We start from the raw sequence: 11,672 nt of genomic DNA, 5'->3' as shown, positions 1-11,672 counted from the left end.
TTCAATCTGAGCCATGATCAAACTCTTCACTTTAATGATTCGTTTGAAGTGCAACTGTAACCAGTTGCCAGTTTGTTGGCAAAACTCAAAGTTCTTAACTTAAAGAACCCACACAGATTGTCTGTACCTGATTTTTAAAGAACTTGGAGGCGCTTGGCCTTTGCAGCTGTTTGCTCAGTGCGTCACAGCGGGAACGTATTTTAATGATTTTCATCCCCTGGTCAACACTTTTTTCACAAAAAATTTAAAATTTTTTTAACATTTTTACAAAAACATGATTTATATCAGCTTTACGAGCCGAAAATTTCTTTTGCCCGGGGTTACAGTTAATTCACCGATTATGGTTTTGGCGCCATAAACCGGCCTATTTTGCCCTCAATAGTGTGATCTGTCCCACTGTTTTGTCCGCCGCCGGGACAAAAAGTGTTCCGCTATTTACCTGGCGCTGCCCATTCGGGCCAGCCGTGCCTGCGGTCACGGCCGTCCAGGCGCTGCCAGGCCTGACGGCCGCGCGGCCTGCGCGGCCCTGCAGCCAAAAAAAATCCCCCGTCATTATGGCGGGGGATTCTTATCTACCGTTAAGCCGTTACCGGCTGGCGCAGGTCCTTATGTGCCTGGTGGCAGGCTCAGGATGCTACTGGGCGCCCTGGATGCCAGGGGTGCCGAGAGCAGGCTGGTTACCCGGGGCACCCGGGTGACCTGCCGGACGGGAAGCACCGTTAATGGCGCCAGGGCGTGAGCCTGGCAGCACACCCTGCTGGGCTGTGCGGGTTGTGTTTACTGCTGATCCTGTACTCGGCATCATCTTTACCGGTTTGCAGGTCAGCTTGCCATTTTCATCGACATTGAGCTCATAGTGGACCTCAGGCATAAGCTCACCCTGCAGAATGATTCTGGAGAGCGGATCTTCAACCTCACTCTGAATGGCACGACGCAATGGACGGGCACCAAATACAGGGTCAAAGCCCACATTGGCCACGTAGTCGTACAGATGATCATTGATGGAAACTTCAATGCTGGCATCCTTAAGGCGCTTTGACAGGGCGCTTAACTGGATGCGGGCAATGTCCTTGATGTTCTCATGGCTTAATGGATGGAAGACCACAGTCTCATCAATACGGTTGAGGAACTCAGGCTTGAAGTTCTTCTCGAGCACACCAAAGAGCATGGTCTTGATCTGATCATAGCTTGAGCGTCCGGCCTCCTCCTGAATCATGGAAGAGCCAAGATTGGAGGTCATGATGATTACTGTGTTCTTGAAGTCCACAGTACGGCCCTGACCATCGGTCAGACGACCATCGTCCAGTACCTGCAGCAGGATATTGAAGACATCAGGATGAGCTTTCTCAATCTCGTCGAGCAGAATTACTGAATATGGTCTGCGGCGTACAGCCTCTGTAAGGTAACCGCCCTGCTCATAACCTACGTAGCCCGGAGGGGCACCGACCAGACGGGCCACTGTGTGCTTTTCCATGTACTCGGACATGTCAATACGCACCATGGCTTTGGTGGAGTCGAACATGAACTCGGCTACAGCCTTACAAAGCTCAGTCTTACCTACACCGGTAGGACCAAGGAATAAGAAGGAGCCGATTGGACGGTTTGGATCAGAAAGACCGGCACGGGAACGTCTGATTGCTGAGGAAATGGCAGCTACTGCCTCATCCTGGCCAATCACACGCTGATGGAGATTGTCCTCCATGCGCAGCAGCTTCTGACGCTCACCTTCCATCATGCGCGATACCGGAATACCGGTAGCACGTGAGACTACATCAGCAATCTCAGTATCAGTTACCTTGTTCTTAAGCAGATCGGTCTTCTGACCCTCAGCAGCTGATGCTGCCTTAATCTTCTGCTCGAGCTCAGGAATGATGCCGTACTGCAGCTCACTCATACGGTTGAGGTCGCCGTTACGCTTGGCCACATCATACTCATGACGGGCGTTATCAAGCTCAACCTTGTACTTCTGGGTGCCCTCAAGCATGAGCTTTTCAGCCTTCCAGATTTCATCCAGACGCTGGTACTCAGCTTCATTTTCCTTAATGTCAGCATCAATGGCGGCAAGACGCTTCTTGCTGGCCTCATCCTGCTCACGGGCAATGGCCTGACGCTCCATCTTGAGCTGAATCAGACGGTGATCGATACGATCAAGAGGCTCAGGCTTGGAATCAATCTGCAGACGGATGCTGGCAGCGGCCTCATCAATAAGGTCAATGGCCTTATCTGGCAGCTGACGATCGGTAATGTAACGGTTTGACAGAGTGGCTGCTGCCACAATGGCCGGATCGGTAATCTGCACGTGGTGGTGCAGCTCATAACGCTCCTTCAGACCACGCAGAATGGCAATGGTGCTCTCAACACTTGGCTCTTCTACCAGTACCTTCTGGAAACGACGCTCCAGAGCGGCATCCTTTTCGATGTACTCACGGTACTCATCAAGAGTAGTAGCGCCTACGCAGTGCAGCTCACCACGGGCCAGGGCAGGCTTTAACATATTGCCCGCATCCATGGCACCATCGGCCTTGCCGGCACCAACCATGGTGTGCAGCTCATCAATAAAGAGAATTACCTTGCCGCCCTGCTTGGCAAGCTCATTGAGCACGCCCTTAAGACGTTCTTCGAACTCGCCACGGTATTTGGCACCGGCAATCAGAGCGCCCAGGTCCAGGGTCAGCACTTTCTTGTTACGCAGGCCCTCAGGTACTTCGCCCTTAACAATACGCTGAGCAAGACCTTCGACAATGGCGGTCTTACCAACACCAGGCTCACCAATGAGCACAGGATTGTTCTTGGTACGACGCTGCAGAACCTGAATGGTACGGCGGATTTCCTCATCACGGCCAATAACAGGATCAAGCTTGCCCTGCTCGGCACGCTCAGTAAGGTCAACTGTATATTTACTCAGAGCGCCACGTGAGCTTTCGGCATTTTCATCATCTACATTATTGCCGGCACGCACAGTCTCAAAGGCCTTGAGCAGCTTCTCGCGGGAGAGGTTGCACTGCTCGAGAATACGCTTGAGGTCACCCTCTGTCTCCATGGCGGCCATGACGAAAATCTCTGATGAGATAAAGGAGTCCTTGGCTTTCTGGGAGAGCTTGTCACATAAATTTAAGATTCTGCCTGTCTGTGGGGACAGCTGAAGATCACCACCTACGCCCTGAACGCGTGGCAGGTTGTCTACGGCCTTGTCGACCAGAATTTTTACAGCCTGAGGGTCGGAACCAGCTAAGGTTAACAGCGGACGGATTGAGCCGTCTTCCTGGGCTACCAGGGCAGACATGATATGAACTGGCTCGATAAACTGGTTATCGTGTCCAACTGCTAACGATTGTGCGTCAGATAAGGCTTCTTGAAACTTGACTGTAAAACGATCCAAACGCATATCGTTCCTCCAAAAATAAAATCTACTCTTTGGCTACAGCATCTGCCTGTCCTCAGGCCTAAACACTTTAACCCGGGCCATGGACAGCTTTTCACTTCTACCGGACCACCATTACCCTGGCAACCACCGCTTCCAATGCAACCATGACTGAAAACACATCAGCTGGCAGCAGCCGGAGGCAGCTGGTAACCGCAGGTGATCTCCTGTACTGAACCCGTGATACCAGAGCCATGCTCATGATATCTATAGACCATCGCCAATACCGATAAACATGCTGTTTATCAGCTGGGCTTTTGCGGGTTGTGCTTATAGCTCCTACACCATTTTACTTGGGGACAGGGGACAAATAATTAAAGTCCTGAGTCAAAATATTTTTCTAAAAATACCATTAACCCGCTAAATTACCGCCACCATCAAACACAAGCTAAAACCAAAAGTACCTTTTCACCCCCAGCCACCCCAAAGACCTGCTTGTCCAACACCGCAGCCACTGCAAAAGCTCATGACCCGCAGCTGGCCGTGCCGCAGCCTGGCCGCCATAGCCAGCCGACAGCCAGGCGGTACTGAGGCCGCCCATGGAAGCTACATGGCCGCTCCCTGGCCACAGGTCAGCCACAGCAGTGAAGCCAACAGCTGGCAGTGGCCATCAGCACACTGCAACGGGCCGGGCAGCGTCGCCTGCCCGCCACGGCGGTTGAAATCTACGACGCTGAAATAACACAGGGGGCATGACCGACCATATCAAATGGTTCGATCATGCCCCCTGTTATTCAGGCCTGGCCTGCCAGCAAGCCGGCCGGCAGCTGCCGCCGCCTGGGATGTGGTGCTGCTGGACGTCAGTCCGGTCAGTTCAGACAGATGACTGAGGCCATGCGGCCGGTGACACTGGCCTTGCGATAGGAGTAGAACACTGAGGTCTGCATGAAGGTGTCAGCACGGCCGCCAAAGATTGGGCCGTCTACGCCCAGTGAGCGCAGGGTGTTCACTGCCAGACGGTAGATGTGGCACAGATACTTGGGATTGCCCTTGTCATCAGTATGATCCAGCACCATAAAACAGTCCTGGTAACCCTCATCCTTTTTAAGGAACTGCTCTCTTACCTCAGCGCCTATTTCAAAGGAGTGTGGTCCAATGGCCGGTCCCAGAAAGCCGCGAATGCTTTGAGTGCTGGCTCCGAGCTTTTCCATGGCATGGACGCTGTTTTCGATAATACCTCCGGCAATACCGCGCCAGCCGCAGTGGATAGCGGCACAGACATTGTTCTCCTCGTCGCAGAGGATCAGAGGAAGACAGTCGGCTGTCATAACTGCAATGGCAGTCTTTTTCTGACTGGTTACCAGGGCATCACAGTCAAAGCAGTCCTGATGCCTGTTGCTTTCATCAACCACAATGACATCAGCTGAATGAGTCTGGTTCATAAAGCAGGTATGCTCGAGGCCAAAGTCCTCATTCATGGTCTTGCGGTTGGCCAGCACGTCAGCTTCGTTATCGCCGACATGCAAAGCCATGTTGAAACTGTCATAAGGAGCCTTGCTCACACCATCAAAACGAGTGGTGTAGAACGCGGTCACATCGTTTTCAAAGCAGTCAATGATCATGTAGCGCCCCTTATACAGGGACTGCCTGAGATTGTTGAGCACATAGTTTTTGTGCTGCTCCTTCCAGGCATCAAAAGGAGGAACTTCAATTCCATCAACTGTACGTGTCATAACAGCTCCTTAGGCTCTGTCTTTAGTACAGGCCATTGAGTTTGTAATCTTCTCTGAGCAGATCCATGAGGTTCTTCATTTCCTCAGGTATCGGAGCGTCAAAGGACAGGGTCTCTCCGGTTACCGGATGCTCAAATTCGATATGACTGGCGTGCAGGGCCTGATGGCGGTAGGCATTGAGAGCCTGATCAAGCTCGGCACTGGCTCCGGCAATATGTTTGATACGACGGCCGCCATACTGGGTATCACCCAGCAGCGGATGGTGCAGCGAGGCCATGTGAACACGAATCTGGTGGGTACGGCCAGTCTCAAGGCGCAGCTTAAGACGGGTGTGGGCACGATAGCGCTCCATTACACGGTAATGGGTAACAGCCTCACGGCCCATGCCATCAGGCATAACAGCCATACGGGTACGGTTGTGCAGATCACGGCCGATTGGTGCATCCACGGTACCGCCTGCAGTAAGCTCACCTTCAACAATGGCCTCATACTCACGAACTACCAGATGCTTGCTGATAGCCTTGATGAGGTGATGCTGAGCAGTCTGGCTAAGAGCAATGACCATAAGCCCGGATGTATCCTTGTCCAGACGGTGAACAATACCGGCACGGGCCAGAACGGCAGTTTGAGGGAAATGATAGAGCATGGCATTCATCACTGTGCCGTTCTTTACACCGGCGCCAGGGTGAACCACAAAGTTGATTGGCTTGTTAATGACAATCAGATCATCGTCCTGATAGACAATGTTCAGAGGGATATCCTCAGGAACAGCCTCAAGACTTTCAGGCTCATCCATGTGAACCTCAATGTTCTGACCGGCATTGAGCTTGATGCTGGCCTTATTGAGCACCTTGCCGTCAACCAGAACTTTACCCTCATCAATCAGGGTGCGTAAGGCACTGCGCGAATGGCTGTCAATCATGCCGCCAAGAATGGCATCAAGACGCTTGCCATGAAATTCATCAGAAACCTGCAGTGTAATTACATCACTCATTAATAAAATTCTCTTAACTGCTAACCGGACCTGACCAGGCTCAGACTGACCATCAGCTCTGCCTGAACCCGCCACAGCCGGAAACTATATTGCTGATTCCATACTATCACTTTAGGCCTGACAGCGAAAATTTACCCTGTCACCCCAGCCCACAGCACCTGCACCAGCACCAGCACCTGACCCGCATCCCCCGCACTGGATGACCTCACCGCCAGTGTCGCCAGCCACTGCTGCCCCTGCCTCATTAGCCGCTACTGCCTTACCGCTGCCGCATTGTCAGACCGGAATGCAACTGCATGCCTGTCAGGGCCGTTCAGCCACACTTATGCTGGCTCCATGGACGAGACAGCTAAGGTGACCATGAGCTGCCCATGCTGCTGCCTTGCAGTCCTGGCTGATGCCTTGCAGTCATGGCTGCCGCTCATGCAGGCCATGGCAGCTGCCGTCCCTTACAAGGCAGAGCGGCAAGCCCATGCTCCATGGCTACTCTTCGGCCTCATCAAGGCGGCGCTTGAGCTCTTCCATGGCCTTGATGCAGGTACCGGCGGCAAAGCCACGTCGGGCCAGAAATGCCAGAGCTTTCTGGCGCTGCTCATACTCAAGCTCCTGCTCACCATACTTCTTGACCAGAGCATCGTAAGCCAGCTCTTCCCAGTTGACCTCGGCAGCGGCCTCTCTGACCAGCTCCAGGTCCACGCCCTTACGGCGGGCTTCAAACTGAAGCTTCATCGGACCGTACAGGGCAAATTCCATATGACGGACCAGCATTTCGGCATAGCGCTGCTCACTCTGATAGCCTCTTTGCTGGCAGATAAGCAAGGCCTCATCTGTGGCTATTTCGGTATAGCGCTTCAGGGTCTTTTCCCTGAGCTCCTTAGCTGAATACTCTCTTTTGGACAGCAGTCCCACCATGAAATTGACCGCGTCAGGAATGCTCTCGCTGAGCTCACGCGGCTCAGATGAGTAAGAACGCTTCTTATAGGATTTTCTGGCCCACATCTAAGGCTCTCCTGTACACACTCAAAAGTTAATCATGCCCGGCCCCGGCAGTACCTGACGCAGCAGCCGCCTCAGCTGCTGTGCCGCATATTGGCCTGCGCGGCTGTCCTGCTCTGCACTTCATGGTCCCGACTGCGCCTGTCCATGCCCAGACCGCGCACCTGCTCAGATGATCGTGCTGCGCCCCTAAACAAATGACGCAGGCTCCGGGCCTCCACTTATGGAGGGCAAAGCCTGCGTCATTGTACAGTTACCACAGGGTTTCATGACAGTCATGAACCCCATGGCTGCAGATAGCAGCTGTAAGTTAGAGGTCCTCAGGGATCTCGCTTACGAGCTCCTCATCTTCGACATCCTCAAGAGGTGGCATATCCTCATCATCTGAACCACCCATGGATGGCTCAGCATCATCGGCAGCACCGAGCTCAGCAGAGCTGGAGTAATCGGAGTTCTGCTTGAAGAAGTCACGGATCTTGGCCTCAAGCTCATCAGCAACCTCAGGATGCTCGTCCAGGTAGCGGATAGCATTGGTCTTGCCCTGGCCAATCTTGGTACCGTTGTAGGCAAACCAGGCGCCGGTCTTGTCCACAAACTTGAGCTGGACACCAAGGTCGATGAGCTCGCCGTTCTTGGAAATACCGTAGTTGAAGAGAATCTGGAAGTTGGCCTGCTTGAATGGCGGAGCAACCTTGTTCTTTACGACCTTTACGCGGGTCTCGTTACCGATGACGGTGTCTTTCTCCTTGATAGGAGTTGCCTTGCGAATATCAAGACGTACAGAGGCGTAGTACTTCAGAGCGTTACCGCCGGTGGTGGTCTCAGGGCTGCCGAACATCACACCGATCTTCATACGCAGCTGGTTGATGAACACAACCATGCAGTTAGCCTGCTTGATGGTACCGGTAAGCTTACGTAAGGCCTGGGACATCAGACGGGCCTGCAGACCTACGTGATTGTCACCCATGTCGCCTTCAATTTCGGCCTTTGGTACCAGGGCAGCTACGGAGTCCACGATGATAACGTCGATACCGCCGGAACGGACCAGAGTCTCAACAATGTCCAGAGCCTGCTCACCGGTATCTGGCTGGGAGAGCAGCAGATTGTTGACCTGAACACCCAGCTTCTGAGCATAAATGGTGTCCAGAGCGTGCTCGGCGTCTACGAAAGCACAGACCTTGCCGCGCTTTTGAGCCTGAGCGATCAGTTCGAGAGTTAAAGTGGTCTTACCAGAGGACTCAGGACCGTAGATTTCGATAATACGGCCCATTGGCAGACCGCCCACACCAAGGGCGATATCGAGAGTCAGGGAACCGGTTGGGATGGACTCAATCTCTACCATCTCACCCTGACCAAGGCGCATAATGGCGCCCTTGCCAAACTGACGCTCGATGTGTTCCATCGCAGCTTCAATGGCCTTTTGCTTTTTTGGATCAGTTGTAAGATTGGAAGCGAGCTTGCTGCCTGAGCTTGCTGAGCTGCCAGTATCTTTTTTTGCTTTATTTGCACCTGCCATAGAACATCACCATTTAGGGGTTAAAAAATCTTCTGCTGAAATTGTAGCGGATTTATCAGCCCGTCGCATATTAACGACAGCTAAATTATCGCCAGCATGAAATCTCAATTGATACCATGCTTTGCCGCCGCCAGTGCAGCTGTGCAAAGCATGCAGGAAATCTGTGGTGCTCTTACCCCGCACCAGGGTTAACTATCAGTCGGCAGCCAATATCGACAGCCAGGGCTTCTCCTGCCCTGCCTCATTGGGCCGTCATGCTCATGCAAAAGACATGTCATGAACCGGCATAAAACCAGAGGACCAGTCGGCTGTCAGCGCCCGCTCCGGATATATTCGACCTGATAACAGCTCAAGTCCCGGGCAGCTGCCATATACACTGATGCCCTTTGAGCCAGATAATGATAGCGAAGCGTACCCTGCAAAAAAACCTCTGCAGTTCGTTTGAGAAAAAATTGTTCGCCTCTTCGCAATTATAAGCCATAGCAAGGATCAATGCCCTGCACCTGTCTCCGTCCCATCCTCCTGTCATGCCCAGGAACTGAGCCATTGACAGCAAAGAGAGCGGAACGCAGTACCGCCACATCTACAAAGCTACACAACTGCAAAGCTGCAAAGCTGCCTCACAGTTGTACCACAGTACTACAGGGGCTCGCCGCTGGTCTGTCGCTGCTCATAGCCCTCAAGGCTTTTACCACTGCTCAGTGTCAGCAGACCATTGAGCGCCTCAAGGACAGTAGCCGTACGCACCTCTGAGCGGTTGCCAGGGAAATGATGGCACTTTACATGGCAGCTGTCATCGCTGCGACGCTTAAATGCAATGCACACAGTGCCTACAGGCTTAAGCTCTGTGCCACCACCAGGACCGGCAATACCTGTTACCGCCACTGCAATGTCAGCACTGGAGTGATTAAGAGCCCCGCTGACCATCTGACAGGCAGTCTGAACACTCACGGCTCCCCATTGAACGAGTACATGCTCACTTACCCCAAGAAGCTGCTGCTTGGCCTCATTGGTGTAGGTGATAAAGCCACGGTCAAACCATGAAGATGATCCGGCAATCTCTGTAATGGCTGCTCCTATCAGACCGCCAGTGCAGGATTCAGCAGTAGCAAAAACGTGACTGTGCTGCTCATAGTCCTGAGCAAAACGGGCTGCAGTTTCCTCAAGAGCGTTCATGTCCATTGGTTATTCCTCTCATTAACAGTCTCGTAACTGGTACCGATCATACACAGCTAATATCACTCTGACAGCAATTACAGCGATTTTGCCCTGTAAACAACTCCTAATTGCAACCCTCCCTGTGCCGCCAGGGCAACAACCTGCCCTCAAGAGCAAAGCCGTGCCACAGCACAGGCAATACAGGACCATATAAGACAGGGTTTAAGGCAAGCATATGCCGAAACGGCATTTTGCTCAGGCCCATATAAATCATCGTGCAGCAATACTCATAGTTTCAACATTTAACATATATGAATACATGGCACTCATATTGCTTTAGACAAACCTAATAGCACCATGTGAGAAAAAGCCCAAAGGGCAAACAATGAGTTAGCGGCCGTATAAGGCCATAAGGGAGATTGACTATGGCACTGTACGTAAACACGAATGTCTCGTCCATTAATGCTCAGCGCAAGCTGGCTAACAGCACTCTGAGCTTAAACACCTCATACCAGAGACTGTCCTCGGGCCTGCGCATCAACTCCGCCAAGGACGACGCAGCCGGTCTGCAGATCTCCGACCGCCTGACCTCCCAGATTAACGGCCTGAACCAGGGCAACCGTAACACCAACGACGGTATCGCCCTTGCCCAGACCATCGAAGGTGCCCTGGACGAAACCACCAACATGCTCCAGCGCATCCGTGTACTGGCAGTACAGTCCGCTAACGGCACCAACTCCGAAGCCGATCGTAAGGCCCTCCAGGAAGAGGTTACTCAGCTCTCTGCTGAAATTAATCGTATTGCTCGTCAGACAACTTTCGCAGGCGCAACTGTTCTTAACGGCCCTGTCCTCACAGGAAAACAAAATGCTGATGCCTACCTGAATAACCCAAACAGTCTGATTCCAGCCACTGGTCCAAGCAAAAATGCTGTAGTTTTCCAGGTCGGAGCAAACGCTGGAGATACATTAACACTAAGCTGGGCTCAACCTTTTACAATGTCAGGCTTAGCAGTTATGGCAAATATTGGCGCAGCAGTAGAAGTTGGTAAGCAGAATGCTGGTGCTAACGGCTTAGTGCTCAGTGATGCGACCAATGGAAAAGCAAACGTACGATGGACCATTTCCTCCGCCTCATTAGCAACTAATACACTTGCTAATATCGACAAGGTTATCCAGGCTGTTGACTCCAAGCGTGCAGGCCTTGGCGCTCTCCAGAACCGCATGGAAAGTACCATTCGCAACCAGGCCTCCATTTCTGAAAATGAGGCTGATGCCCGCAGCAGAATTCGTGACACAGACTTCGCCGCTGAGACCGCTGCTCTGACTCAGAACAACATCATTCAGCAGGCTTCCCAGACCGTTCTGGCACAGGCCAATCAGCGTCCTACCATTGCTCTGAGCCTGTTGGGACAGTAATTTGGAATAGTAATTTCTCTCTCTATATCTTCCAGGGCGGGTTGCAAAACCCGCCTTTTTACTTTTACACGGATTTATATGTATGGCATGTCCATTGCAACTGGACTTATAAAACTATGCTCATGTCCATGACATGCGAACGATAAGAGAAGATTATGTAGCGGCCGAATTTAGGCTGTAAGGGGAGTTTGAATATGGCTCTTTACGTTAATACGAATGTCTCATCCATCAATGCCCAGCGCAAGCTGAGCAATGCAACTCTGAGCTTAAATACCTCATACCAGAGACTCTCCTCAGGCCTGCGTATCAACTCTGCAAAGGATGACGCCGCCGGTCTTCAGATCTCCGACCGACTGACCTCCCAAATTATACGGCGTATTAAGTGCTTGTGATTTTCATCACGTTTTTTGATAAATCCTTATATTTATGCGATTTGCGCGGGTATGATTCATAACTTCAACATATGAATGTAAGTCTGAGAGGTGACCCTATGCCA

6 protein-coding genes and 2 pseudogenes are annotated in these 11,672 nt (G+C 52.1%); 2 read left to right on the top strand and 6 right to left on the bottom strand.

Annotated elements, in window-relative coordinates:
• Window positions 1–841: 841 nt before the first annotated feature.
• From clpB to MXE39_RS12385, 6 genes and pseudogenes are all read right to left on the bottom strand, one after another.
• A pseudogene (gene clpB / locus MXE39_RS12410) lies at window positions 842–3,385 on the bottom strand (ATP-dependent chaperone ClpB); the annotation flags it as partial.
• Between the two features lie 845 nt (window positions 3,386–4,230).
• On the bottom strand, window positions 4,231–5,094 hold the full coding sequence (pgeF, locus tag MXE39_RS12405; RefSeq protein WP_246978994.1) for a peptidoglycan editing factor PgeF: 864 nt from the start codon (window positions 5,092–5,094) through the stop codon (window positions 4,231–4,233).
• A 22-nt stretch (window positions 5,095–5,116) separates the two neighbouring features.
• Window positions 5,117–6,088 (bottom strand): 23S rRNA pseudouridine(1911/1915/1917) synthase RluD, encoded by a 972-nt coding sequence (rluD, locus tag MXE39_RS12400; protein WP_246978995.1) that lies wholly within the window; start codon window positions 6,086–6,088, stop codon window positions 5,117–5,119.
• Window positions 6,089–6,571: 483 nt separating this feature from the next.
• The gene (locus MXE39_RS12395; RefSeq protein ID WP_246978996.1) at window positions 6,572–7,087 is read right to left on the bottom strand and encodes a regulatory protein RecX; all 516 of its coding nucleotides are present in this window, start codon (window positions 7,085–7,087) and stop codon (window positions 6,572–6,574) included.
• Between the two features lie 307 nt (window positions 7,088–7,394).
• Window positions 7,395–8,600: a recombinase RecA gene (recA, locus tag MXE39_RS12390; protein ID WP_281503465.1), complete on the bottom strand. Its 1,206-nt coding sequence runs from the start codon at window positions 8,598–8,600 to the stop codon at window positions 7,395–7,397.
• A gap of 639 nt (window positions 8,601–9,239) precedes the next feature.
• Complete coding sequence (locus MXE39_RS12385) at window positions 9,240–9,782, bottom strand: CinA family protein (protein WP_246978997.1); 543 nt, start codon at window positions 9,780–9,782, stop codon at window positions 9,240–9,242.
• 401 nt (window positions 9,783–10,183) lie between these two features.
• Here MXE39_RS12385 and MXE39_RS12380 point away from each other — a divergent pair, with 401 nt between their 5' ends.
• Entirely contained in the window at window positions 10,184–11,176 is a 993-nt protein-coding gene (locus MXE39_RS12380; RefSeq protein ID WP_246978998.1) for a flagellin, read from the top strand.
• 194 nt (window positions 11,177–11,370) lie between these two features.
• A pseudogene (locus tag MXE39_RS12375) lies at window positions 11,371–11,541 on the top strand (flagellin); the annotation flags it as partial.
• Window positions 11,542–11,672 lie beyond the last annotated feature (131 nt).

It is taken from the genome of Anaerobiospirillum sp. NML120511, from assembly GCF_023050955.1.
In the GTDB taxonomy this organism is placed as follows: domain Bacteria; phylum Pseudomonadota; class Gammaproteobacteria; order Enterobacterales; family Succinivibrionaceae; genus Anaerobiospirillum.
The sequence above is the reverse complement of the archived record's forward strand: the minus strand, read 5'-3'. Positions and strand labels throughout refer to the sequence as shown.

What these genes read in the sequence shown, in the direction of transcription:
- pgeF (WP_246978994.1), bottom strand. Translation starts at nt 5,094, where the DNA reads ATGACACGTACAGTTGATGGAATTGAAGTTCCTCCTTTTGATGCCTGG.
- rluD (WP_246978995.1), bottom strand. Translation starts at nt 6,088, where the DNA reads ATGAGTGATGTAATTACACTGCAGGTTTCTGATGAATTTCATGGCAAG.
- MXE39_RS12395 (WP_246978996.1), bottom strand. Translation starts at nt 7,087, where the DNA reads ATGTGGGCCAGAAAATCCTATAAGAAGCGTTCTTACTCATCTGAGCCG.
- recA (WP_281503465.1), bottom strand. Translation starts at nt 8,600, where the DNA reads ATGGCAGGTGCAAATAAAGCAAAAAAAGATACTGGCAGCTCAGCAAGC.
- MXE39_RS12385 (WP_246978997.1), bottom strand. Translation starts at nt 9,782, where the DNA reads ATGGACATGAACGCTCTTGAGGAAACTGCAGCCCGTTTTGCTCAGGAC.
- MXE39_RS12380 (WP_246978998.1), top strand. Translation starts at nt 10,184, where the DNA reads ATGGCACTGTACGTAAACACGAATGTCTCGTCCATTAATGCTCAGCGC.